This is a genomic window from Mariprofundus erugo, assembly GCF_005818865.1.
In the GTDB taxonomy this organism is placed as follows: domain Bacteria; phylum Pseudomonadota; class Zetaproteobacteria; order Mariprofundales; family Mariprofundaceae; genus Mariprofundus; species Mariprofundus erugo.
In genome coordinates, this window is record NZ_VBRY01000008.1 from 133,607 (window position 1) to 158,828 (window position 25,222).

General features: G+C 53.8%; 20 protein-coding genes, 1 tRNA gene and 1 pseudogene. 11 read left to right on the forward strand and 11 right to left on the reverse strand.

Annotation, left to right across the window (positions count from 1 at the left end; genetic code table 11):
* Positions 1–49: 49 nt before the first annotated feature.
* Both FEF65_RS09605 and FEF65_RS09610 read right to left on the reverse strand, forming a co-directional pair.
* The gene (locus FEF65_RS09605; RefSeq protein ID WP_138239594.1) at positions 50–1,096 is read right to left on the reverse strand and encodes a type IV pilus twitching motility protein PilT; all 1,047 of its coding nucleotides are present in this window, start codon (positions 1,094–1,096) and stop codon (positions 50–52) included.
* Between the two features lie 211 nt (positions 1,097–1,307).
* Positions 1,308–1,394: transfer RNA gene (locus FEF65_RS09610), tRNA-Leu, on the reverse strand.
* A gap of 100 nt (positions 1,395–1,494) precedes the next feature.
* On the opposite strand from FEF65_RS09610, the gene mnmA reads away from it, so the two are divergent.
* On the forward strand, positions 1,495–2,619 hold the full coding sequence (gene mnmA, locus FEF65_RS09615; RefSeq protein WP_138239595.1) for a tRNA 2-thiouridine(34) synthase MnmA: 1,125 nt from the start codon (positions 1,495–1,497) through the stop codon (positions 2,617–2,619).
* A 164-nt stretch (positions 2,620–2,783) separates the two neighbouring features.
* Here mnmA and FEF65_RS09620 read toward each other — a convergent pair whose 3' ends face one another.
* Positions 2,784–3,104: a hypothetical protein gene (locus tag FEF65_RS09620; protein ID WP_138239596.1), complete on the reverse strand. Its 321-nt coding sequence runs from the start codon at positions 3,102–3,104 to the stop codon at positions 2,784–2,786.
* Between the two features lie 518 nt (positions 3,105–3,622).
* Between FEF65_RS09620 and FEF65_RS09625 the strand changes: the two genes are divergently transcribed.
* The 5 genes from FEF65_RS09625 (at position 3,623) to FEF65_RS09645 (ending at position 8,702) form a co-directional block, all read left to right on the forward strand.
* Entirely contained in the window at positions 3,623–4,735 is a 1,113-nt protein-coding gene (locus FEF65_RS09625; RefSeq protein ID WP_138239597.1) for a flagellin N-terminal helical domain-containing protein, read from the forward strand.
* A gap of 72 nt (positions 4,736–4,807) precedes the next feature.
* Positions 4,808–5,179 carry a flagellar protein FlaG gene (locus FEF65_RS09630; protein WP_238701319.1) on the forward strand — a complete coding sequence of 124 codons (372 nt, stop codon included), beginning with the start codon at positions 4,808–4,810 and terminating at the stop codon, positions 5,177–5,179.
* Positions 5,180–5,182: 3 nt separating this feature from the next.
* The gene (fliD, locus tag FEF65_RS09635) at positions 5,183–7,576 is read left to right on the forward strand and encodes a flagellar filament capping protein FliD (protein ID WP_138239598.1); all 2,394 of its coding nucleotides are present in this window, start codon (positions 5,183–5,185) and stop codon (positions 7,574–7,576) included.
* A gap of 356 nt (positions 7,577–7,932) precedes the next feature.
* The gene (gene fliS / locus FEF65_RS09640; protein WP_138239599.1) at positions 7,933–8,346 is read left to right on the forward strand and encodes a flagellar export chaperone FliS; all 414 of its coding nucleotides are present in this window, start codon (positions 7,933–7,935) and stop codon (positions 8,344–8,346) included.
* A gap of 8 nt (positions 8,347–8,354) precedes the next feature.
* Positions 8,355–8,702: a hypothetical protein gene (locus FEF65_RS09645; RefSeq protein ID WP_161595224.1), complete on the forward strand. Its 348-nt coding sequence runs from the start codon at positions 8,355–8,357 to the stop codon at positions 8,700–8,702.
* Here the strand turns inward: FEF65_RS09645 and FEF65_RS09650 are convergent.
* Positions 8,677–10,065, reverse strand: coding sequence for a phosphomannomutase/phosphoglucomutase (locus FEF65_RS09650; RefSeq protein ID WP_138239601.1), 1,389 nt, complete (start codon positions 10,063–10,065; stop codon positions 8,677–8,679). The two genes, FEF65_RS09645 and FEF65_RS09650, sit on opposite strands and share 26 nt — an antisense overlap.
* 235 nt (positions 10,066–10,300) lie before the next feature.
* Here FEF65_RS09650 and FEF65_RS09655 point away from each other — a divergent pair, with 235 nt between their 5' ends.
* Complete coding sequence (locus tag FEF65_RS09655) at positions 10,301–12,259, forward strand: ATP-dependent helicase (protein WP_138239602.1); 1,959 nt, start codon at positions 10,301–10,303, stop codon at positions 12,257–12,259.
* Between the two features lie 364 nt (positions 12,260–12,623).
* Here the strand turns inward: FEF65_RS09655 and FEF65_RS09660 are convergent, their stop codons facing one another.
* Positions 12,624–13,622: a YeiH family protein gene (locus FEF65_RS09660; protein ID WP_138239603.1), complete on the reverse strand. Its 999-nt coding sequence runs from the start codon at positions 13,620–13,622 to the stop codon at positions 12,624–12,626.
* A 102-nt stretch (positions 13,623–13,724) separates the two neighbouring features.
* Here FEF65_RS09660 and FEF65_RS09665 point away from each other — a divergent pair, with 102 nt between their 5' ends.
* Positions 13,725–14,615, forward strand: a complete 891-nt coding sequence (locus tag FEF65_RS09665; RefSeq protein ID WP_161595225.1) for a LysR substrate-binding domain-containing protein — start codon at positions 13,725–13,727, stop codon at positions 14,613–14,615.
* 98 nt (positions 14,616–14,713) lie between these two features.
* Here FEF65_RS09665 and uvrC read toward each other — a convergent pair whose 3' ends face one another.
* The 4 genes from uvrC to trpS form a co-directional block, all read right to left on the reverse strand.
* Positions 14,714–16,549 (reverse strand): excinuclease ABC subunit UvrC, encoded by a 1,836-nt coding sequence (uvrC, locus tag FEF65_RS09670; protein ID WP_138239605.1) that lies wholly within the window; start codon positions 16,547–16,549, stop codon positions 14,714–14,716.
* Positions 16,540–17,127: an endonuclease III domain-containing protein gene (locus tag FEF65_RS09675; RefSeq protein ID WP_238701320.1), complete on the reverse strand. Its 588-nt coding sequence runs from the start codon at positions 17,125–17,127 to the stop codon at positions 16,540–16,542. Before FEF65_RS09675 ends, uvrC begins: the two co-directional genes overlap by 10 nt.
* A gap of 70 nt (positions 17,128–17,197) precedes the next feature.
* Positions 17,198–18,061, reverse strand: coding sequence for a pseudouridine synthase (locus FEF65_RS09680; RefSeq protein WP_138239607.1), 864 nt, complete (start codon positions 18,059–18,061; stop codon positions 17,198–17,200).
* Positions 18,062–18,382: 321 nt separating this feature from the next.
* Complete coding sequence (gene trpS, locus FEF65_RS09685) at positions 18,383–19,414, reverse strand: tryptophan--tRNA ligase (protein ID WP_138239608.1); 1,032 nt, start codon at positions 19,412–19,414, stop codon at positions 18,383–18,385.
* Between the two features lie 284 nt (positions 19,415–19,698).
* On the opposite strand from trpS, the gene FEF65_RS09690 reads away from it, so the two are divergent.
* A complete protein-coding gene (locus tag FEF65_RS09690) occupies positions 19,699–20,541 on the forward strand; it encodes an ion transporter (protein ID WP_138239609.1) in 843 nt (280 codons plus the stop codon).
* Positions 20,542–20,560: 19 nt separating this feature from the next.
* Here the strand turns inward: FEF65_RS09690 and FEF65_RS09695 are convergent, their stop codons facing one another.
* Positions 20,561–22,657, reverse strand: coding sequence for a YgiQ family radical SAM protein (locus FEF65_RS09695; protein ID WP_138239623.1), 2,097 nt, complete (start codon positions 22,655–22,657; stop codon positions 20,561–20,563).
* A gap of 697 nt (positions 22,658–23,354) precedes the next feature.
* The gene (gene map / locus FEF65_RS09700) at positions 23,355–24,107 is read right to left on the reverse strand and encodes a type I methionyl aminopeptidase (protein WP_138239610.1); all 753 of its coding nucleotides are present in this window, start codon (positions 24,105–24,107) and stop codon (positions 23,355–23,357) included.
* 534 nt (positions 24,108–24,641) lie between these two features.
* On the opposite strand from map, the gene FEF65_RS09705 reads away from it, so the two are divergent.
* Both FEF65_RS09705 and FEF65_RS09710 read left to right on the forward strand, forming a co-directional pair.
* Complete coding sequence (locus tag FEF65_RS09705) at positions 24,642–24,968, forward strand: hypothetical protein (RefSeq protein WP_138239611.1); 327 nt, start codon at positions 24,642–24,644, stop codon at positions 24,966–24,968.
* Positions 24,969–25,052: 84 nt separating this feature from the next.
* Positions 25,053–25,222: pseudogene (locus tag FEF65_RS09710) on the forward strand (IS256 family transposase); the annotation flags it as partial.

The window sequence follows — 25,222 nt, forward strand, 5'->3', positions numbered from 1 at the left end:
GGGCGTATGTGTGGTCTGTCCCGCAGCGCTTTGGATCGGTTGTGCCGTATTATGGCGCTCCGAACAGCTTCTTGTTGTTGGCCTTTTCCATGGCGGCCTGCATGGTGATCTTGTGTGATTTGACCAGCAGTTGCAGGTGGGAATCGAGCGTCTGCATGCCTTCGCGCATGCCTGTCTGCATCACAGAAACCATCTGGGCAACCTTGTTTTCACGGATCAGGTTACGGATGGCCGGTGTACCCAGCATGATCTCAAAAGCAGCGACACGTCCGCTGTCATCGGCCGTTTTGATCAGTGACTGGGATATCACTGCACGCAAGGATTCTGAAAGCATGGCACGCACCATCTCTTTTTCGGCGGCCGGGAATACGTCAATAATACGGTCGATGGTTTTCGGTGCTGACGACGTATGCAGTGTGCCGAAGACCATATGGCCGGTTTCTGCTGCTGTCAGGGCGAGGCGGATGGTTTCAAGGTCACGTAACTCACCGACCAGGATCACATCGGGATCCTCACGCAGTGCACTGCGCAGTGCATTGGCAAAAGAGTGGGTGTGCGGGCCGAGCTCACGTTGCGAAATCAGTGAGTTTTTCGAGTGGTGAACGAACTCGATCGGATCCTCAATGGTCAGAATATGACCGCGTTCCTGCTCATTGCGGTGGTTGATCATGGCAGCCAGCGTCGTTGATTTACCGGAACCGGTGGGGCCGGTCACCAGGCAGATGCCGCGCGGGGTCATGGCGATTTCGCGAAAAATCTGAGGGCTGTTCAGCTGGTCCAGTGTCAGTACTTCAGTTGGGATCACACGAAATACGGCAGCCATACCACGCTGCTGTTCAAATGCATTGACACGGAAGCGGGCAATGTCACCGAGTGAGAAGGAGAAGTCGATCTCCATATGCTCTTCAAAATGTTTGCGCTGACCGTCATTCATGATGTCATAGACCATCGCCTGAATCTCGCGACGATCAATCGGTGGCATTTTGATACGGGTCATATCGCCGTTGATTCGAATCATGGCCGGCTCACCGGCCGACAGATGCAGATCGGATGCTTTGTTTTTTACTGTAAAGGCAAGTAGTTCGGATACTTCCATGAGAGCTCCCCGTTTTGAATTCAATGCAGAGGATAGAAGGGGGCGGTCATCTCGGCAAGTTACAGCGCAGGCTGGTCGATCGTGGATACGATGCCGATACGGTGACGATCTGATATGTGGAAATGCATGCAAAAGCACTCAATCACCGATTGAAAGGTTTGCCCATAAACAAAAAAAGGAGCGATACAAATATCACTCCTTTTATATTGACTGGTACCGGAGGCCGGACTCGAACCGGCACGCCCTCGCGGGCAATGGATTTTGAGTCCATCACGTCTACCAATTCCATCACTCCGGCATGAGCAGCAGATGATCTGAAGACGGCGCGAAGCATTGTCATCCGCGCATGGCCTGTCAAGCGGATGTATTTGTCATAAGATGCAGGCTAGCGTGCGGCTATGAGTGATGAGATAGCGAATCTGGCGAAACATATTGTCGACGGATTACAGCCGTTGAAAGGTGTGCGCGTTATTGCCGCAATGAGTGGTGGTGTGGATTCATCTGTGATGGCCGCCCTGCTTAAAGAGGCGGGCTGTGATGTGGTCGGCGTCTTCCTCAATGTCTGGGACTATTCTCGTGATGAGGTCGCAGGTCATGGCTCATGCTGCTCGCTCGATGACTCCTATGATGCACGCCGTGTGGCTGATCATATCGGAATACCTTTTTATGCCATGGATATGCGCGAAGAGTTTCGTCGCAGTGTCATTGATCCGTTTATTGCTGATTATGAAACAGGACGTACGCCCAACCCGTGTGAGCGCTGCAATCGCTTTGTGAAATTCGGGGCATTGCTTGATGCTGCCGATCGGCTGCAGGCGGACTATGTCGCAACCGGACACTATGTCCGGCGCGCAGATGATGAGCAGGGCTTGCATCTGTTTAAGGGAAGTGATGCACGCAAGGATCAGAGTTATTTTCTGGCAACGACCAGCAGGGCGCAGGCCGGGCGCATTCTGTTTCCGGTTGGTGGTCTGGAGAAAGACGATACGCGCAGACTGGCTCGCTACTATCATATTCCGACCGCAGAGAAGCACGAGAGTCAGGATATATGTTTTATTCCGGCAGGTGACCGGATTGCATTTCTCAAGCGGGAAGGGGCATCGGCCGGTTTCCGTCCCGGCGATATTGTCGATGGTGAAGGGCGTATGCTCGGACGCCACCAGGGCATTGCCCACTATACACTGGGGCAGCGTAAGGGGCTCGGGTTGCCTGATGGGCCATGGCATGTGGTGGGGCTCGATGGTACCACCGCTCGTGTGGTGGTGGCTCATCCTGAAGATGCGATGATTCGAGCCGTTGAGGTGACAGATTTTACCTGGCTGCGGCTGCCTGAAGAGGGTGAGGTGTTGACTGCCAAGGTGCGTTATCAAATGCAGCCGGCTATTTGCCAGCTTGAGCAGGCAGAAGGTGGTCTGCGATTGACGTTCGAGCAGCCACAGAAACCGAGTGCACCGGGACAGGTGGCTGCACTCTACGCCGGTGATGAGTTGCTGGGCGGCGGGATTGTCAGCCGTGTGATTTGAGTTCGGAGTCCGTTGAATCCGGTGCTCCGATCATCGCCATGTGAATGCTGGCAGCGCGAGGCGTTGGTCTTGGCCTGATGATGTTTCTATTGTGCTGATAAATCAGGACTTATCAGTGTTAACCCTGCAGAAGAGAGGGATCTTCTGCAGGGTTGTTTCTGTCGCTATGCGAGCAGGTCTATCTTGGTTGTTTCAGGTTGCCGTGTGACCGGATTGCTGGGTCTTGCCTGTTCGGCCGCTTCATTATCTGCGACCTTTTCTGCAGCCTCATTATCTGCTGCCTGATGTGGTGCGACCTGTTCAGTGTTGGCAGCCGGTTTGTTGTGCAATTCGGCGCTGGCCAGTTGGCGAGCCTGTGCCGACAGTTGTACCGTATCGGTAGCTTTCCGCGATTGTTCGGACTGATTGATATGTTGTTGTTGTGTTTGATTGAGGTTGCTGAAGTCGGCAACGGCAACCGGGGTAATGGTAGGTGAAATGACCACAGTTTTCTCCTTTCCAGTCCTGTTCTGACATCATGCCATAGGGACTGTATATTAATACGGAGGAGTCCATGTACCGCCGATTCTGGTTGTCTGTGTGAATATATCGCGGCAGCTAAGCTCAACTTTAAATAAATGTGTGCATTGCCCGGGCATCGGATAGCAAGGCAACAGAACGGGCGTTGGTTGTGCACGATCTGGCCATGCGGGGTGATTGGCGGAGACCTCTGATCCAGGCCATTCCTTTTGATAGATCCCGATTCATTATATAGATATATAAGGCATTCTGGAAAAAAGTGTGATGTCGTATTAAAGAGTGTGATCGGGATGGCGATAAAAATAAGGGTGTCAGGCAGAAGGTGAAACGGGTTTGAAAAAAAGTTGCAAGTTTTTCTAAAGTCCGGTTTCAACTCTCCGATACTCTTAAACACAGGGGCTGAGGAACAGTACTCTGGGGGATGATCCCCACCGTGACAGGGCAGGAAGTCGTTCACGTTAACACAAACTAAGGAGAGATTAAAATGCTAACAGTCCAAACAAATAACGCGGCAGTAACCGCTCTGAAGAACCTTAATACCAACAGTCTGGCTCAGGATCAATCGCTGAACCGTCTGTCATCCGGCTTCCGTATTAACAATGCGGCGGATGATGCATCAGGCTTTGCTGTCGCATCCAAGCTGGATGCCCAGGCGGGCCGTCTGAAGGCTGCAAGTCAAAACGCTATCCAGGCTACTGCGATGGTAAAAATGGCTGACGCCGGTGTGAACGAAATTCAGAACATGTTCAATCGTATTCAAACCCTGGCTACCCAGGCAGCCTCCGGTAACAATGCGGGCGAACTGCAGAAGCTGGACGCAGAAAGAATCAAGCTTGAAACCCAGATCGACAATATTGCCAATGGTACCAACTATAACGGTGTTTCGTTGTTGAATGGTACAGCTGGTGCAACTGCCGCTCTTGGTGCAGCTGTGGCCGGTGTGTCTGCTTCAGCTACTGTAACAGGTGCAGCAGCAGGTGCGGTAACCATCAGTACCCTGACCAACGCAGGCGGTGGTATTGATATCACCCTGACCAACGCAGCCGGTACTGCCCAGACACTCAACACTGCAGTTCCAGCCGCTGGTACAACCGCATCTCTCTCATTCAACGATATCGGTCTGTCAATCACGGTTGATAACAACCTGGTCACAGGTGGTTCCGGTACCTTCACAGTGACTGCCGGTGCTGCTGCCAGCTTCCAGGTAGGTGCTGATAATGCTGCTACCAACCGCGTTGCGATTAACCTGAATAACAGCTACACCACCGCTGCTCTTTATACCGGTGCTCCTGCAGCAGCAGATCTTACAACTGCTTCAAATGCTCAGGCTTACATGGATAAGGCCAGCTTCGCTCTGAATACCCTGATTACTCAGCGTGCAGATCTCGGTGCTACCCAGAACCAGTTGGGCTTTGTACAGGCTAACCTGGCAACCAGTATCGAGCAGACCAGTGCTTCAGTATCTTCCATTCGCGATGCAGATATGGCTATGGAAATGGCTAACTTCACCAAGAACAAGATTCTGACTCAGGCCGGTACCTCCATGCTGGCTCAGGCTAACCAGGCTGCACAAAACGTATTGACCCTGTTCAGGTAAGAGACAGGCTGAACCCTCTCCCGGTAACGGGGGAGGGTTAAGTCCCAATAAAGGCAAAGGAGGTTAAACATCATGGCTGTCATTGATGCAATGCAATCCAGCCCTGTGCTTTCTTCGCCGAATATGGGGGCAGCTGTAGTCAGGTCGGGGAATCAGCAACAGGCAACACCCCCCGTCTCGGCTGAACAGTCAGTACAGCGTAATCCCGAGCGCAATATATCGGAGCAGGATGTACAACGGGCCGTTCAACAGGCCAATAGTGCGCTTCCCGGTTCCAATGAGTCGATTGCGTTCGGATATGAAGAGAAGCTCGGTCAGTTGTTTGTTCAGGTTACCGACAAGAATAGTGGCGAAGTCATTCGCGAAATTCCCTCCAAGGAATTCCTTCAGCATCGCGTGTTTATGCGCGAGATGATCGGTCTTCTGTTGGATAAGCAGGCTTGAATCATGGCAACTGGCGCAATCACAACTCCGGCAACACCGACCACGACAACCAGTCCGATTTCGACGCTGGTGTCAGGTCAGGTTGCCGGTTTTGACGTCCAGGGAGCTGTTGACGGGCTACTGAGTGTCCGGAAGTTTGAAATCAGCCAGCTGCAGGCAAAACAGGCAGCGGTGACAGCCAGGCAGGATGCGTTGGTGCAGGTTAATACTGCAGTGAGCAGTCTGCGTACAACGGCGCTTAATATGGCCGATAGTGCTGCATTCTTCGGGTACACAGCCAGCCTTGCCAGCAGCTCCTCAACGGTGAACGCTTCGACGCTGCTGGATGTGAACGGAACATCCGGCGTGACTGCCGGCCAACATAGTATTGTCGTTTCAAAAATAGCACAGGCAGAACGCCTCTCTTCCTCTTCAGCGGTTCTCGATGGCACAGGTGCGGCTGTGAGCAGTGCGACCGCGGCCCTGAATATCAGTGGCAGCTTTCAGATTGCAGGTATGACCGTATCGGTTTCCACATCCGATTCCCTTAACAGTATTGCCGCCAGTATCAACCAGCTTAACACCGGTGCTTCGGCTACAGGTGTAAGTGCCTCGGTGATGAAGGTGGGTACGAATGACTTTCGTCTGGTGCTGGCGGCCGATCAGACGGGAGCAACTGGTTTCACATTGAGCGGCGCAGCCCTCGATGCCGCCGGCTCCCTTGCCTCGTTACAGCTGGGTGCAACCGGTCAGGCAAATGCATTTCAGTCACTTCAGACGGCTCAGGATGCACAGATATCGATCGATGGCCTGAGCATGACACGCAGCACCAACACCATTACCGATGCATTGTCCGGGGTGACGCTGAGTTTGAAGCAGGCCGATCCCGCCGTGACGGTGAATATGACCATTGGTGTCGATCAGCAGGCATTGCGCGCCAATGTACAGAGTTTTGTGGATGCCTATAACAGCGTCCAGACGATGATCAATGATCAGTTTAAATTTGATGCTAAAACGGGAACCGGCGGTGTACTGGCCGGCGAGCCTTTGCTGACCACCATTCAGAGCAGTATGTCCAGTAGTCTGCTTAAAACCGTGCCGGGTCTTGCAGCAGACCGTAACAGTCTTGTGCTGATTGGCGTGGAGCCGGATGCAAAGGGGCAGCTAACCATCAATGAAAATCTCTTTGGCAATTTTCTGGCCAATGATCCGACGGCGATCCGGGATGTGTTTGTGGCTCAGGGCAGCAGTGCCAATAACAGTTTACAGTTTCTGACCAATGGTCTCGGCACCCCGTCGGGCACCTATAGTGTCAATCTTACCCAGGCTGCCAGCAAGGCGACGGTGACCGGTACCACGGATCTTTCAACCGGACTGGCCGCCAACGAGACGGTGACGATCACCGATAGTGCCAGTGCTCGCCAGGCGGTGGTGAACCTTACCGCCGGTCAGTCGCAGAGTGCTATGATTACGGCACTGAACAATGAGTTGTCAGCAAGTTATACCGAGCAGCATCAGCTTTCCACGGCACTGACTGCAGGTGGATCTCCCGCCACAGGCTCAACCACGCTTTCGGCTCTCGGGCTTGGTATTGCTGTGGGCGATACGGTCTCTATTTCGGGTACATTGCGCTCCGGTCTTTCGGTTGCCGGTACCTATTCGGTACTTAATCCGGGATCGGATACGATCTCCGGACTCCTTTCCGCCATTCAGTCCACCTTCAATCAGGAGGTGTCAGCGAGCATTGATGCAAACGGAAAAATTACGGTCACAGATACCAAAACCGGCGACAGCCAGCTGACAGTCAATCTGACTGCCAACAATCAGGGTGGTGGTACACTCGCCTTTGGTAGCGATACCATTGTCACCGAGGGGCGTTTTGCCTTGCCGGTTCAGGCTGTGATGTCAGGAAACGGCATCGCCATCGAATCAAACTCTTATGGTGCCAACAACGGTTTTACGATTGCCCAGAGTGCCGATGGACTTGGTATTGCCAATCAAACGCTTACGGGTACGGATGTGGCCGGTACGATCAATGGACTTTCGGCCACTGGCACAGGTCAGATGCTGATCGGTTCATCCGGCAATGTGGATGGCCTGGCTATGCTCTATTCAGGCACGGCGACCGGTGCAGTCGGTGATATGACTGTGGGTATCGGTATTGCGGCAGCCTTTGATGGTTTGCTGAATCTGTATGCAAATCCGATGACCGGCCTGATTCAGGGCAGTATCGCGTCCGAACAGACCACCTATGATAGTATGACGACCAAAATTGACAGCCTGAATGTATTAATGGAGCAGCAGCGGACTTCGCTGATCAAGCAGTTCACCAGTATGCAACAGGCCATGGCGACGATTCAGCACTCCAGCAGCTTTATCAGTCAGGCGGATGGCCTGGCCAGCGCCCGTACCGCCTGATCACAGGTATGGCCGTTGAGCTGACGGCTTGTTTTTTCAGGGCTTTTTTTTGATTATTGAGATGCTGATTCATTGCCCTCCTGGCAAAAATCAGGCTGCAACCGGAGTTTACCGGCTGTAAGTGACGATTGAAGCAAGGTTTTCAACGCGGGTACAGTCAAAGAGGCGCACGCTACAGAGGTCCTGATAAACAGAAGCGTGTATTTGCTTGCACTCATGCTTCTGATGATTTGAATGAGTGCGAACAGGATAAATTGAGTTCAATTTTTCTTTAAGTTCGCCGATTCTCAACCGATAGAATATATTAACACCACAGGGCGATGATCGCTCAATAATCACACTGCACGGAGGCAGCCATGACTAGATATCAGGCTTATCAGGGAAATCAGGTAGACGGGGCAGGACCACTGGGTCTTGTGTTATTGACATATGAAGCGCTCTTTAAGGCGCTGGGACGATCGCGCCTGGCGATACAGGCCGGTGATATGTCAGCTGAAGCAACGCACACGTGTCGGGCGATGGAAGCTTTGATTGAGCTTAACAGCAGTTTGAATATGCAGGCTGGTGGTGATATTGCCCAGAGCCTTGCCAGTTTGTATATGTATATGATGAATCGTATTTCTGAAGGGCTTTGCTCAGGTTCCACCGAGCATGTGGATGAGGTGATGCGCCTGGTTCAGGAGCTGCGCGAGGGATGGATGCAGTTATCCGTCCAGCAGCAAAAAAGGCCCGAGCAGCAGGTAAGCCGCCTGCGCTATGCGATGGCATGATGGAATCAATGGGGCGGCATGCAGAATCAAACGCAGTGGATGCAGTTGCTGCATGCCGCGCCCGTCTGAGCGATTTCAGTAAGGCGATTCAGCGGGGGCAGTGGCAAAAAATCTCCGGTATTGCCACGGAATACTCGGCACTGTTTGCAACACTTGCAGCCAGTGAAGAAGCCCCGCTGATTCGTGATGAACTCGCTCAGCTGGATATTCTTCGTCGTCGTTGCATGCGGCAGCTTGCTCGACATATGAAGGCGGTCAGCGAAGATATTGCCAGTCTTGAGGCGGGGCAGAAAACATTGAAGCGTAGCCGGGAGCTGGCCGATTCAATATTTAACCGACAGTTACCGCCTGGCTGAGCAGCCACCCCTCGATTTCGCCCCGGATCTGTTGCAACAGCATTTCATTGCTGGCCTCAAATCGCATGACGATGGCCGGTTGGGTGTTGGAGGCGCGTAATAATCCCCAGCCATAGCCCTCCGGACCATTCCTGAACTGAATGCGCAGGCCATCTACCGTATTGATATCATAACCATATTGCTCAAAGTGAAGTTGGGCCGCTTCAATCAGGCCGAACTTTGTCTCATCAGGATATTCGATTCTGATCTCGGGAGTCACCACCGATGGCGGCAACTCCGCCACCAGCTCCGATAGCGGGCAGTTGTTTTCGGCAATCATCTGCATGATGCGCGCGCCGGCATACACGGCATCGTCAAAACCGTAAAAACGATCGGCAAAGAAAAGATGACCGTTCATCTCGCCGGCCAGCAGTGCACCGGTTTCTTTCATTTTTGCCTTGATCAGAGAGTGGCCTGTACGCCACATAATGGCTTTGCCACCTGCGGTAGCAATACTGTCATACAGGTGCTGAGATGATTTAACCTCAGAGATAATGGTTGCACCGGGGTGCTGAATGAGCAGGCGTCTGGCCAGCAACAGCAGCAGCATATCGCCTGCAACCATCGTGCCCCGCTCATCGACCAGGCCGATCCGGTCCCCGTCGCCATCGAAGCCGATGCCAAGATCGGCCTTGTGTGCGCGTACAGCGGCAGAGAGATCGCGCATGTTTTCCTCGATGGTGGGGTCGGGATGATGGTTGGGGAAATGACCATCAGGTTCACAGTAGAGCTCAATGACCTCGCATCCCAGGCTGCGGTAGATAGGAGCGGCAATGATACCTGCCGGTCCGTTGCCGGCATCAATGACGACCTTTAACGGGCGGTCAATCGGGCAGTCGGCTACGACAAAGCGCTGATATATATCGCGTACCGATGCATGTTTGAGGTGACCACTGGGCCATGCCGATGAAAGTGGCTGCAACATCGTGTTCTTCAGCGTCTGGATCTCATGACCATGCAGACTGCTTCTGCCGCACATCATCTTGAAACCGTTGTAACCGGCCGGATTATGGCTGGCCGTCACATGGATGCAGCCGGAAGCGTTGTAGTGATAGACCGCATAATATGCCAGCGGGGTTGGCGCCATATCCAGATCAAGCACATCGATACCGGCATCATTCAGTCCTTCCATGACGGCCTGCTGTAAAGCCGGGCCACTTAAGCGGACATCGCGTCCGACAACAACCGGACGCTGTTCATTTTCGGGCAGAATGGCGGCAGCAAAGGCCATGCCCAGGCGGTAGGCGAATTCAGGGGTGATTTCGCTGTCTGCGATACCACGGATGTCATATTCGCGAAATACATGATGTGGGAACTGCTTCAAAAGCTACCCCTTATATAATCTTTTACCGCACAGCGATGCTGAGCAGGTCGGCAACGGCTCAAAGAAAAGAGTGATCAGCCCTTTTCTGTGCCATAAACATATCCGCTGAGCCTGTTGGGTGGTTTAATGTTTGCCGGGTTATTGCTCGTTTGCCTTGCGGTAAAGTGCTTTTGACTGTGGGCGAGTATAAACACGCTGCTTGCGATACGAAAGGCGGGACTTAGCTTGCCACGCTATGGCAAACTCGACGACATCCGGATTGAACGATGCACAATATCAGGCGGTATTCCACCGCAAGGGACCATTGCTGGTGCTGGCAGGTGCAGGCTCCGGCAAAACCCGGGTCATTACCGAACGTATTGCTGCTTTGGTGGAACGTGATGTGCCTGAGCATGCGATTACAGCGGTGACCTTTACCAACAAGGCTGCCAAGGAGATGCGTGAGCGTCTGCATCAGCGTTTGGGGGATCGGGCCAAAGGGCTTCGTATCTGTACCTTTCATGCGCTTGGACTGGCCATGGTACGTGAGCATGCCGAGCTGGTCGGGCGCAAGGCCAACGTGTCCGTGTTTGCCGGCTCCGAGCAGAAGACAGTGATGCGTTCGGTGTTGACGGAGCTGAAGCTTGCTGCCGACACTGATCAGGTTGACCGGATGGTGGCGCGTATATCCGCGTTAAAGAGCGGCCTGGTTGAGGTGCATGAAAACAAGCTGGCCATGATTCGTGACAGTTACGATGCCTTGCTTGAGAAAATGAATGCGGTGGATTTTGATGACCTGCTGGTCTTACCGGTGCGGTTGTTGAGTGATCATGCCGAGGTGCGCGCCATTTGGCGTGAGCGCGCGCGCCATTTTCTGGTCGATGAGTATCAGGACTCCAGTCGCCTGCAGTATCAGCTTGTGCGTCTGCTGGTGGCTGAAAACGGTAACCTGACGGTGGTGGGTGATGATGATCAGTCCATCTACGGCTGGCGTGGTGCCGAGGTGAAAAACCTGTTTCAGCTGGAGCGGGACTATACCGACCTGACAGTGATCCGGCTGGAGGAGAACTATCGCTCGACCGGTTCGATTCTCAAGGCATCCAACACTCTGATCGCCAGGAATGCCGAACGACTGGGCAAAACGCTGCGCTCCAGTCTGGGGCCGGGCAAGCCGGTTCGTGTCTGGGAAAATGCCGATTCCGATGAGGAGGCTCGGCGCGTTGCCGGCGATATCCGCTCCCATCATGCCTCATCCAACAGTCAGTGGGATGGCTATTGCGTACTATATCGTGCCTCATTTCAGGCGCGTTCGGTTGAGCTTGCCATGCGCGAGGCCGGTATTCCCTATCATGTCAGCGGGGGGCTCTCGTTTTTTGACCGGGCTGAAATTCAGGACACGCTCGCTTACCTGCGTTTGATCTCCAACTTTAATGATGATCTGGCATTTATGCGCGCCGTTGCCCGTCCGCGACGGGGAATCGGCAGCAAGGCGCTTGGTGATCTCGGCTTTTTTGCCATGGCAGAGGGGTGCTCATTGCTCGAGGCCTGCCTGCATGAAGGGCTGGACCACAAGCGTGGCGAAGCCTTGCGCGAGTTCGGTGATATGATCGTGGGGCTGGAGCATCAGTTTAAACATGGTGAACCGGATGAGGCTTTTGATGCGGTGCTCGATATCACCCGTCTTGAGGCTGCGATCCGGGCTGAAGCGGATGATGCCGAGATTGCCGAAAGACGGATGGGCAACGTGCTGGAGTTGCGGCGCTGGTGGATGATTCACTCCGAGCGGGGCGGTAACCTGGATGAGTTTTTGCAGCATATCTTCCTGCTGGCTGAAAAGCAGGATGATGATCCATCCGGTCAGGTGCGTCTGATGACGGTGCATGCCGCTAAAGGACTCGAATTCGACAATGTGTATGTGATCGGGATGGAAGAGGGTATTTTTCCACATCGAAACGCACTCGATGAAAACAGAATGGAAGAGGAGCGTCGCCTGATGTATGTGGCGATGACCCGGGCCCGTTTCCGTTTGACGCTAAGTTATGCGCGCTCCCGCAAGCGTTTTGGTACGACGGAAAAGAGTTCCCCCTCACCATTTTTAAAAGAGCCGGACCAATCGGTGTTGCGCTGGGTCGATAAAGAGGTCGACAGCGAGGAAGCCAAGGAGGAAGCGGCAGATCACATGGCTGCCATGCGCAAAATTCTCGGACTGGGCTGAGATACGTCCGCTGCGTTGCCGGATGCTGGTGTCCGTTCATGGCTCGCCAGATCAGGCGCGTAAGTGCTTGATTTATAAGTAAGGATAAAATGACTCGGGCATCATGCCCCTGCGGGCGGCCGTTGGCCGTCCAGCCGGCTTCCTGCCTCTTTGTCGTGCTTTTGCCTTTGCGAACTGATTTTTGCCAGGAGGGCAATAAATCAGCATCTCCCTAAGGAAGTGCTGATGTGTCAGTGCTTCCGTGCGGGCCATGGACGGGCCGCCAAATCAAACGCGTAAGTGTTTGATTTGTAAGCAAAGGAAAAACCGCGCTTTTGCCTTTGCGAACTGATTTTTGCCAGGAGGGCAATAAATCAGCATCTACCTAAATGAGAGTCAGCATCGCACCTCCTGCCATAAGCAGGAAAAAAAGGGTTGCGGCAAACCACAATGGTTGTGTCCCCAGGCTTTTCAATTGCCCGATGTCGGTGCCGAGCCCCAGTGCAGCCATGCCGGCGGCAAGCATTTGCGAGCCAGTCATCGACAGATTCCGGTGTAGTGTCTCTGGCATGGTCCATATTGAGTTGATGATCACAACTGCAATAAATCCGACCGCAAAGAGGGGGATGGGCGAGGGTGATGCGTTGTTTTTATCCGCATGACCGTTTCTGTGCCACCATATGCTGATCAACAGCAATGCAGGCGCCAGCAGCATGACCCGAATCATTTTCACAATGACCGCTGTTTGCGCTGCGTTATCATCAACGCCATGACCAATGGCAATGACCTGGGCGACCTCATGTACCGTTGAGCCGGTATAAATGGCGAAGGATTCCGGGGTTGCACCCGTCAGGTGGTAAAGTAACGGGTAGATCAGCATGGCCAGGCTTCCGAAGATGACGACACTGGCTACAGCCATGCTTGTATGGGCACTCTCTCCGCGCACGACAGGTTCGGTTGCAATCACTGCCGCGGCACCACAGATAGCACTACCGGAAGCAATCATCACCGCCAGATCCCGTTTGAGTCCGAATACGCTGATTCCAAGCCAGGTGCCCCCAATCAGCAGGGTTGCCATGACGATCAGGTCGATGGCAACAGCCTCGGCTCCAACGTGCAGCAGTTGCTGTATGCTGATATGAAGGCCGAACAGTATCACACCGCCACGTAACAGCTTTTGTTGTGAAAAATGGATGGCGGGTTGGATGCTGCCCGGTAGCGAACAGATGTTGGAGAGTGTGATGCCGAGAAGCAGGGAGAGGGAGAGTGTGCTGATGCCATATTGATCCAGCGAGAATATCCGGCAGCTATAAGTGGCGGTCATGACGATGGCGGCGATGAGCCCGGTACCATGGAGCATTGCTGTACATGTATGGTTTGGCACGGTGGTCTCCTGTTGGCAAAAGAAGAACGCACCTTAGGATGCTCAAATGCATCATGGAAATTCATATAATACATTTTATATATTGATAAAATTGATATGGGTGTGAACGTTACATTGAAGCAGCTGCGAATTTTTGTGGCTGTTGCGCGCAGAGAGCACGTCTCACACGCTGCTGCGGAGATGTCACTGAGTCAGTCGGCAGTCAGTATGGCTCTTGCCGCACTTGAGGAGCAGCTGGGAGCCACCCTGTTTGACAGGGTTGGCAAGCGGATGGTCATGAACCAGCAGGGAAACTGGCTGTTGCCAAGAGCACAGTATGTGCTTGCTCAGGTTGAGGCGATTGCCGGTGAGTTTGGCAGCAGTGGTCGTAAAATGTGTGCCATAGGTGCCAGTACCACGATTGCAGATGCCCTGTTCCCGTCGATGTCCATGCATTTGTACAGTGTGTGTCCGGATCTTGAACTCTATCTGGAGACAGGTAACAGCAGTGTGATTATTGACCATTTGCTGGCTCGCAGGATCGAGATAGGGCTGGTTGAAGGTGTCTGTCAGCACCCTCGTATTCTTGCAAGGCCATGGTTTACCGACCAGCTGCTCATTGTTGCACATCCGGCTCATCCGCTGGTGCTGCAATCACAGGAGACGCCATTGTCGGTGCAGCAGCTGTCCCATAGCCGTTGGGTGATGCGGGAAGAGGGTTCCGGTACACGGGCCATTTTTGAGCATGTGTTCCGCACTGTGCTGGCGTCCTTTCATATTGTGGCCACCTTGAAACATGTGCCGTCGATCAAGCAGCTGGTCGCCAGTGGTGATATGCTTGCCTGCTTGTCTGCACTCACCGTTGCCGGCGAAATTGCCAGAGGCGAACTGAAGGTAGTCCATATGCGCGACGTACAGCTTGAGCGTCAGTTTTTCCTGCTACAGCACAGGCAGGCATTCTATAGCGAGATTCATACAGAACTGCTGCAGTGGATTGTACAGCAGCGGATGTGAGTCGCGGCGGAGGTCGCTTACATGCGTTGCTGATTTCTTGCCACAGGAGCGCTGCAGCGGAGTGATTTCTGCCAGGGTGACAATAAATCAGGGGCTTCTTAACGGTGCAATGAGGTGAAGATTTTTTCCGCCAGGGTGGCCGAGATGCCGGGAATTTGCTCCAGCTGTTGCCGACTTGCTTTTTTGACCCCTTCAATGCCACCGAAGTGGGTGAGCAGGGCCATGCGTTTGGCCGGCCCGATGCCATCGATGCTGTCCAGCGCCGACTGGAACATGCTCTGTTTTTTGCGTTTGCGCATATAGGAGCCGGCAAAACGGTGCGCCTCATCGCGGACGCGGGCAATCAGCAGCAGCGCTGCCGAGTGACGCCCCGGCTTGAGCGGCTGGCCGATACCGGCACCGCCATGTTCAAGCCAGCCCGGCCATAGCGTCTCTTCGCCAATTCTGCGCCCATCTCCTTTGGCAACGCCCAACAGTTTCAGCTCATGCAATCCGGCATCATCCGCGCACTGCAGGGCGATGGTCAGCTGGCCGCGTCCGCCATCGATCAGCATGAGGTCAGGGCAGGGGATACTGTTTTCCCGAATGGCCCGGAAAAAGCGATCCAGTACCGCCCGCATGGCTGCATAATCATCACCCTCGGTGATATTGCTGCCGATACCATCGAGTTTATAGCGGCGGTAATAATCTTTTTCAGCGCCCTGCCAGCCGGCGTAGGTAATGGCTGCCACCATTTGTTTGCCGCCCAGGTGAGCATTATCAACAGCAGCAATTCTCTCAGGCGTATCGGGCAGTGAAAGCAGCTCCGCCAGTGCCTCATAGGCCGGCTGTTGATTGTCATGTTTGCGGCTGGCAATCATCTGTTCACCCGAATGGGCAATTTGCTGCAGCCATTGCAGTTTCGGGCCCCGTTTAGGTGCATGTATGATTGTTTTACTATCCGGCGCAATGATGCGGATCAGCCGGTTGAGCTCTTCGATATTTTCAGCTGATGTCGACAGGCTGATCTCTGCCGGTGGTTGCTCATTGCTGTAACGCTCGGTTAGCAGGGATTGCAGAATCTCAAGATCATCGGCATCAATCGCCTGCTCAATGCGGATATTGTGGGTGCCGAGATTGCGCCCGCTTCGGCGGACGCCGATGCATGCCATCACAGCAGTGGTATGGCGGAGCAGGACAATGCCATCGGCATGATCGGGAAGTTCACTGTTTTCAGAGCCGGCAAGTACGGTGCGCAAGGCACGAATACGATCACGCAACATGGCAGCCTGTTCGAAACGCATCGCATCCGATGCCTGTTGCATCTGTTGTTGCCACTCTTTCAGCAGTTCGTCGTCCCGCCCCTTTAAAAAGCTGCGCACCTCTTCAACCTGCTGATTGTACTCCTGCTGTGACACCACGTGACAGCAGGGGGCGGAGCAGCGTCCGATCTGATACTGCATACATGGCCGTGAGCGATTGTTGAACACGGCATTTTCACAGTCGCGCAGGCGGAATGCCGACTGCATCACATGCAATGTGGCATGGACTGCACCGGCATTGGGGAAGGGACCGAAATATTCGCCCGGCAGATGACGTTTACCCCGGTACATATGCAGGCGTGGCCACGTTTCCATGGTCAGCAGAATGTAGGGATAGGTTTTGGAGTCCTTCATCAGCACGTTGTAGCGAGGCTTGAGTTGCTTGATCAGGTTATGTTCCAGTACCAGTGCCTCAGCTTCGGATGCCGTGATACTGAAGGCAATATCCCTGATCTGCTGAACCATGGCGATAGTGCGCGAGGATTCGGGGCGTCGCTGGAAGTAGCTTGATACCCGTTTGCGCAGGTTACGTGCCTTGCCGACATAGAGCACCTTGCGGTTGCCGTCGAGCATCCGGTATACCCCCGGTTCACGGGGCAGGGTAGTCAGATCAAGCGGCGCTTCTATCCACATGGTGACGGGGCGGGGGCCTTATTCACAACAGCTGCAGGGCAAGCCTCCTGCAGTGGGCAGGCCAGACAATCCGGTTTTGTTCGGCAGTGGTGTTTGGCGTGGAAGACGATCAGGGCATGATATTCATTGAACAGAGCCGGATCGTGTTCAAGTTGTGTATGAAACAGGGATTGCAGCCGGGCGTAGCTGATGGCATCTGAAACCAGACCCAGCCGTGAAAAAATCCGCCGGGTATAGGCATCCACAACAAAGATTGCCCGTCCGAATGCGTATAACATGATCGAATCAGCCGTCTCCGGCCCCACTCCTTTCTCTGCCAGCAGCAGGGCTCGCAAGGCGTCATCCGGCCGCTTCTGCAGTGCATCGATGCCGCCATGGCAAAGGTAGAAATGGCAGAAACTTTGCAGTCGCAGTGCTTTCTGGCGAAAAAAACCGGTGCTTCGAATCATCATTTCCAGCTGATCCGTCGGGCAGGCGAGCATCGCTTTTGCATCCAGCAGGTCAGCCCTCTTCAGTTGCGTGATCGCCGCTTCAACCTGAGTCCAGCTGGTATTCTGGGTCAGGATAGCTCCGACCATCATCTCAAACGGGGTGTCTGCCGGCCACCAGTGCTGAGGGCCATAGGCCCTCAGCAGCTGTTGGTAAATTTCAATCGGGCTGATTCGTTGCCTCCGGATCCTGAACCCGGTCACGAAGTTTGCGGATCTCGCCCCGGTTAAGTTTCCGGTAGCTTCCCTTTGGCATCTCCTCATCCAGCTTCATCGGACCAAATCGGGTGCGCATCAGTCGCCGTACAGGATGGCCGCATTTCTCAAGCGTACGGCGAACCTCGCGCCAGCGGCCGCGCAGAATCACGATCGTCAGCCAGGTATGGCCGGCACTTTCGGAATCAACCGAAACCTCCCATGCATCGCTAAGGTCTCCCCGCCCGATATCCATGCCGCCACGACGCAGCTTCTCCAGCGTTTCCAGAGCAACCTGTCCGGCTACCCGGGCCCGGTATTCGCGTGGCACCTTGGCTGCCGGATGGGTCAGGGCGCGAGTCAGCGCACCATCGTCGGTCAGCAGCAATAATCCCTCGGTATCCATGTCCAGACGGCCGATTGAGTGCACATTTGCCGCGACATCGATAAAGTCATAAATAAGCGGTCGTCCCCGCTTGTCACTGCGTGAGCACAGCTGTCCTTTTGGCTTGTTATAGAGGATGTAGGTGTGTCCTTCCTGCGCCTCGGCGAGTTTTCCGTCAACCTTCACCGTGTCGCCGGGGCTTACGGGGACACCCGGTGTTTCAATCAGTTTACCATTGATGGTGACCCGGCCGGCATGGATCCAGCGGTCGGCCTCGCGCCGTGAGCAGAGTCCGCAGCGCGCCAGATAGCGATTGATACGCTCCGAGCTGCCCGGCTCGGCCGGAGTGGCCTCCGGCTTTGCCTTTTTGACCGGTTTCCCTTTTAGCGGCGGCTTTTTTGCAGCCCTTTTCTGCTGAGGTTTCTTCTTCTGTTCCTGCTTCATGCTTCATTCCTGTCAGGCTGGGTATGCCGGAATGTGACCGGCATCCGGAGTGCCTTGTTAGGGAGATGCTGATTTATTGCCATCCTGGCAGAAATCAGTTCGCAAAGACAAAAGCGTGGTTTTGTCTTTGCTTACAAATCAGGCATTTACGCGTCTGATTTGACTCGCTGCATCCTGCAGCTTACCTGGCGGCGGCAAAGCCGTCCAATCCGGCTATCCTGCCGGATTGTGGCGCCCGTCCATGGCTCGCTCGGAAGCGCCGAATGAATCAGCGCTTCCTTGGCGGGTGATACGGTTGAGATCTGTTGCCGGCCCGTAGTTTTAGACGCGATAGCCCATTTTCAGGGTTTTACGTACCTTCTCCATGGTCCGGGATGCTTCATGGCGTGCCCGCTCATTACCCTGTCTGACGATATCACGCAGATCATCCGGCCGGGAAGCGATTTCCATACGGCGCTGGCGAATCGGTTGCAACTCCTCCTCAAGATGCTTGAGCATGCACAGTTTGCATTCGATACAACCGATGGAGGCAGTCGTGCAGCCTTCACGTACCCAGTTGCGCTCTTCTTCTGTCGAATAGACCTTGTGGAAGTCCCATACCGGACAGTTTTCCGGTGTACCCGGATCCGTGCGGCGTACGCGAGCAGGATCGGTTGGCATCTGACGCACTTTTTTGTCCGTTGTTTTCCACTCCTCACCCAGTTCGATGGTGTTGCCGTAGGATTTGCTCATTTTGCGGCCATCAAGCCCGGGCAGTTTTGAAGCCGGCATCAACATCGACTCAGGTTCCGGAAACAGTGGCGGGATCCCCTGGCGATAGAGGTGATTAAAGCGGCGGGCAACTTCGCGGGTCAGTTCGACATGCGGGACCTGATCCTCACCAACCGGTACGCCATCGGCCCGGTAAATCAGGATATCGGCCGACTGCAGGAGCGGGTAACCGAGAAAACCGTAGGTGCCGAGATCTTTTTCACGCAGTTGTTCAATCTGATCTTTATAGGTGGGCACACGCTCGAGCCAGGAGAGCGGTGTCATGAATGAAAACAGCAGATGCAGCTCGGCATGTTCGGGCACTTCCGACTGGATAAAAACGACAGCCTTTTCCGGGTCGATACCGACGGCCAGCCAGTCGATGAGCATGTCCCAGATGGTATCCTGCACAATAGACGGGTTGGCATAATCGGTGGTCAGTGCGTGCCAGTCAGCGGCAAAAAAATAGCACTGATGCTCCTGCTGCAGCTTCAGCCAGTTTTCAAGCACACCCTTGTAATGTCCCAGATGCAGTTTGCCGGTTGGCCGCATGCCGGAAAGAATACGCTTGGCTTTACCCTGTGAATGATCTGTCGTACTCACTCGAACCCCTTGTTGAAACGATGAAGGCAGCACTGATGTATTCAGTGCTCGCTGGTTTATTGCTATACTGGCAATCAACTGAGCCCCGTCCGGAGAGCAGCTGAAATCGCCAGGCCGATCAGTATCTTTTCTGATCAGCGAACCATAACAAAGGCTGATGCGGAATGCGATTCGCTGTTGCTGACAGTGCCCATGACGGGGCACGGGAGTTGCTTGAGGAATCGTGAATCAGCAGCGGCGGTGGTTTGTATCGCCACCATGATTTTGGGCATAAGGGGCAGGGGATGGAGCCTGACAGACACAGGGTTGAAGATGCATTTGCCGGCTATGCTTTTCGCAGCCGGTTGCAGCAGCAATTAAACAGAATGCTGTTTGATATTGCTGATCCGCTTGGCAGACGCACCAATCTGACGATCACAGCAATGATCATTATCAGTGTGCTGATATCGATGGCTGGCACATTAAAAGGACTGGATGAGCTGTGGGTCAGGCGTATCTCGACGCTGGAGATGTGGGTGACCATCCTGTTTACCATTGAGCTGATAGGTCGCTGTTATGCTGCCCGCAGCATGCGTGCATATCTGTTCAGCTTTTATGGCATGGTCGATCTGCTGGCGGTTGTGCCGATGTTGCTGGTCGGTGACCCGAACCTGGCGATCCGGCTGCTCAGGATTGTGCGTTTGCTGAAGCTGGTTCGTTACCTGAGGGCCATGCGGCTGTTTATCGCCTCGATGAGGGATACCCTGGAGATTCTGGTGATGGTGATTGGCAGTATCGCGCTGGGAGCGATTCTGGCCGGTAATGTCATCTATTCGCTTGAGCCTGAAACCTTTACCAGTGCTTATGACGGTGCATGGTGGGGAATTGTGACGATGACGACAGTTGGTTACGGCGACATGGTCCCTCATACCCTTGCCGGTCGGGCGATTGCGATTTGTCTGATGGTGGTGGGCATCTGTATGTTTGCGGCCGTGACGGGAGTGGTGTCGGTCAAGGTGGCCCGTGCCATTCACCATGGTGTGAAGTGCCATGAGTGCGGCAGAGCCATTGCTCCGGAGTTTCCCTATTGCCCTTATTGCCGTGCTGATCAGGCGGAAGCGGATCGCTCTTCTCAGGAGTGGTTATAAAGGCAGCGGCTCGATCCGTTTACTTTCTGTCTGGTCGCTTCCGTTTTTCTTTGCTCGACCGGTGGCGGGCAATCGCCGGTTTCTGATGGGGAGTACTGCCGCCACGGGCAGCCGGTACGAGGCATTCGGGCGTGTTGCCGATCAGATCATTTCTGCCCATCTGTTTCAGTGCATCGCGCAACACCGGCCAGTTGGCCGGATCGTGATAGCGTAAAAAAGCCTTATGCAGTTCGCGCTGTTTCTTCCTTAGCGGAGTAAACACGGTTTCACTTTTGCGGCTGATTTTTTTCAGGGGGTTTTTACCCGAATAGTACATCGCCGAGGCTGTAGCCATTGGTGATGGCAGGAATGCCTGCACCTGATCGGGCTTGAAGCTGTTGGCTTTCAGCCACAGGGCCAGCTGCAGCATATCCTCATCGGTTGTGCCCGGGTGGGCAGCGATAAAGTAGGGGATCAGGTACTGTTTCTTGCCCGCTTTTTTCGACGCTGCATCAAACATCTTCCGGAAACGGTCGAAGCTGCCGATTCCCGGTTTCATCATTTTATTGAGCGGGCCGGTTTCCGTATGTTCAGGGGCAATTTTCAGGTAGCCGCCGACATGGTAGGTGGCCAGCTCCTCAATATATTCCGGTGATGTGACAGCCAGGTCATAGCGCAGTCCCGATGCGATAAAAATGCGTTTGATGCCGCGCAGGGCCCTGGCTCTGCGGTAGAGCCGGATCAGCGGGGTGTGGTCGGTGTTCAGGTTTTTGCATATATCGGGAAATACGCAGGATGGTTTGCGGCAGGCCGCTTCAATGGCTGCTGATTTGCAGGACAACCGATACATGTTGGCAGTCGGGCCGCCAAGGTCCGAGATGATGCCGGCAAAGCCGGGGGTTTTGTCACGGATCTGTTCGATTTCATGAATAATCGAGTTTTCTGAACGGCTTTGAATGATGCGCCCTTCATGCTCGGTGATTGAGCAGAAGGTGCAGCCGCCAAAACAGCCCCGCATGATGTTCACCGAATGTTTGATCATGTCGTAGGCGGGGATGCGGCGGCTACCGTAGCTGCGGTGCGGAATCCGCGAGTAGGGAAGTCCGAATACCGCATCCATTTCGGCCATGGTCAGTGGTTGTGCCGGCGGATTAAGCCACACCTCCCGGTTACCATGGCGCTGCACCAGAGCGCGTGCATTGCCGGGATTGGTTTCCAGATGCAGCAGGCGGGAGGCATGGGCGTAGAGCACCGGGTCATCCTTGACTGCTTCAAATGAGGGCAGGCGAATCACCGTACGGGATGCATTCAGACTGCGCGACATCAGGCGCACCGGTTGTGGCTGATCCGGAGCTGGGTTTTGACTGCTGCTTTCGCATGACTCGGCAAGTTTTGTTTTGATGGCGTATGGATCAGGGTGTTCGATCAGCTGGCCGGGTGTATCCAGCTCGGTGGAATCAATTTCATGCCAGCCATCCGGTATATCGTTACGCATGATGGCCGTACCGCGAATATCGGTCATGTTTTTGATGGGCTCGCCGGCTGCCAGGCGGTGGGCAATATCAATGATCTGCCGTTCACCATTGCCAAAAACCAGAATGTCAGCCTTTGAGTCGGGCAGAACCGAGCGGCGTACGGTGTCCGACCAGTAGTCGTACTGGGCGATGCGACGCAGCGATGCCTCAATACTGCCGATGACAACAGCAACACCCTTGAATGCTTCCCGGCAGCGCTGGGCATAGACGGTGACGGCACGATCCGGGCGTTTGCCGGCAACACCATCCGGTGTATAGGCATCGTCAGAGCGGATTCTGCGCTCGGAGGTGTAGTGATTCACCATCGAATCCATATTCCCGGCTGTCACGCCGAAAAAGAGATTCGGTTTGCCAAGTGTGCGGAACGCATCTGCCGATCGCCAGTCCGGCTGTGCGATAATCCCCACCCGGAATCCCTGTGCTTCCAGAACCCTGCCGATTACGGCCATACCGAAGCTCGGGTGGTCTACATAGGCATCACCGGTGACGATAATGATATCGCAGCTATCCCAGCCGAGCGCGTCCATTTCTGCCCGGCTCATCGGCAGTTGTTCTGCTGCCGTAAGGTCAGGTCGAAAGCGTGGCTTTGCTGTGATCAGCATGGCCGGATCAATGCCGGAGGTGGAGGAGGTGCGGCTCATCGGCCAACTCTATCCTTAATTATCAGGGAAGGCTGCAGCAATCGCTTTGTGGATATCGTGCCGGGGAGAATGATTTTCTGCGACTTGTTCAATGCTGTCGGCTGAATTTCACAAAGCCTGTGGATAACCCGGTGGATAAACCTGTGAGAAGGTAATGTTTTATTGGTCTGTTGAGCCGAAAGTGTATTTTGCCTTAATTTTAGCCATATTATTTTATCGATATAAATCATTATGTTATACCATATGGTTAATGTTGATTGTTGCCGTGGCTGCCAGAGTGCTGATGTCACGCCATTATGGGGGTGGCGGTGGATTGTTTGTCGGCAGAGGGCATCGGATTGCTTGATACAAGCGTCGGGATGTTGTATGCAAATGGTCAAATGGAGTCTGTCGTCGATGAGTAATCAATGATTTTACTGCGCTTTTAATAAGGGAAGCGCTGATGTGTCGGTGCTTCCGGGCGAGCCATGGACGGCCGCCACAATCCTGCAGCATGAAGCGGGTGCCGAACAGTGAGACTGAGCAAGTGACAAAGCCGGACGGAGGTGTGTCAGCGAGGCATGGAACATGCTCTCCGGTTTCTATGCCGCTGAACCGGTTGATGATATCGGCCCGGATGGTCTGCGCTGACAGGCGCAAGCCATCAAGAGGGGATGTATCAGCGGCTCGGCAGTGTCAGTATTTCATAACCGGTTTCGGTGACAGCCAGGGTATGCTCGAACTGGGCCGAGAGGGATTTATCCCGGGTAACGACAGTCCAGCGATCAGATAACAGTTTTACTGCGGCTTTACCTAAATTCACCATCGGTTCAATGGTAAAGACCATGCCTGGCTTGAGCACCAGTCCTGTGCCGGGTTTGCCATAGTGCAGGACCTGCGGGTCTTCATGGAATACACGGCCAATGCCATGGCCGCAGTATTCACGAACAACAGAACATTTTTCACTCTCGACATAGCTTTGAATGGCATAGCCAATGTCGCCGAGAGTGGCACCGGGACGGACGGCCTGAATGCCGATTTCCAGTGCCTGTCTGGCAACCTCGGTGACCTTTCTGGCCTGAATCCTGGGAGTGCCAACATAAAATGTTTTACTGGTATCGCCATGCCAGCCGTTCATGATGCTGGTGACATCAACGTTGATGATATCCCCGTCCTGAATCTTTTTGTCGCAGGGGATGCCATGGCAGACCACATGGTTCACCGATGTGCAGACCGATTTCGGGAATCCGTGATAATTCAGAGGTGCAGGTGTGGCACCGGCCTTGATGGTAAAATCATGGACAAGGTCATTGATCTCATCCGTGGTGATGCCCGGACGAATATAGGGTTCAATCATGACCAGCGTATCAGCTGCATGTCTGCATGCAGGTTTCATTGCCTCGATATCCGCAGCTGATTTGATCTGGACCATATGAACTCCTGCATCCGGCGTAGTGTGGCCGCCATACTGGCGCAATAACCCGGCAAGGTCATTATTGATGATGCGATTAGGAAAAACTCTGTGTGCAAACGTTGAGGGTGGTTTGTTCCGGTAGAGGCACAGGACAGCTGGAGCTTCGATTATGATGTCTTGGGTAAGCAGATTCTGCCGCGCGCTGGTGAATGCAGCCCGCAACCATGGGGTATGACTCTTCCCTGCGGGAAAGAGGTGGCCGGGCAAAGAGCGGCATTGCGCGTTTTTATGATTACGATACTCTTTGGTTATAAAGCAGGTATCTAAAAAATGGATAGCAGTAACGGTATCTAATCGGGTGTGTATTTTGACGATGATATATTGCCATAAAATGCAGCTTGTCCGTTTATTATCGCGGATGCTGGCTCCGCCAGTTCGACCCTTTGCCCAAAATTGAGTATACCTTTCTTCCGGAGGGGGGCACTTTGGTCATACTTCTGAGTAAGCGATGGCCTGGGGGTTTTTGCCTGCCTCCTCAATAAGCTAAAACATATGACAAAATATTCAAAAAACAGACAGCATTTACTTTCATTCGCTCTGATAATGCTTCCCGCAACGTTTCCAATCAAAGGTGAATGGATAGATGCCTTGTTGGCACTCACTTTATTATCAGCTTGTTTGTATTTCTGGGACTTTCAAGTGCAGAAAAGAAAAACAAGAGAGTGGTATGTTTGGGCTGTATATTCGTATGTGGCTTTCGGATTTTTATTAGGGATTCTGTTGCAGCTTTATCCAGATTCATGGGGGGTGATTACCTGGTTGTGGGTATTCGCCTTCATTATCGTTTGTACTACGGATTATTATGTGGGACAGATTTAGATCAAGTCCCAAACCGAGGGTGTCCTGAATTTTGTGTAAACGGTCAAACCGGCGGAGTCTTCCGCCCTACTCAAAGGAGAGAGTATGACCGTTTCAAAATTACCCACCGAACTGTTGGATGAGCTGCTATCCGACTATAAAAAGCCGGAAGACCTGATTGGCGAAAATGGACTTCTCAAACAACTGACGAAGGCATTGGTTGAGCGTGCCCTTGAAGCTGAGATGGAGCACCACCTGGGGCATGCCCGGCATGA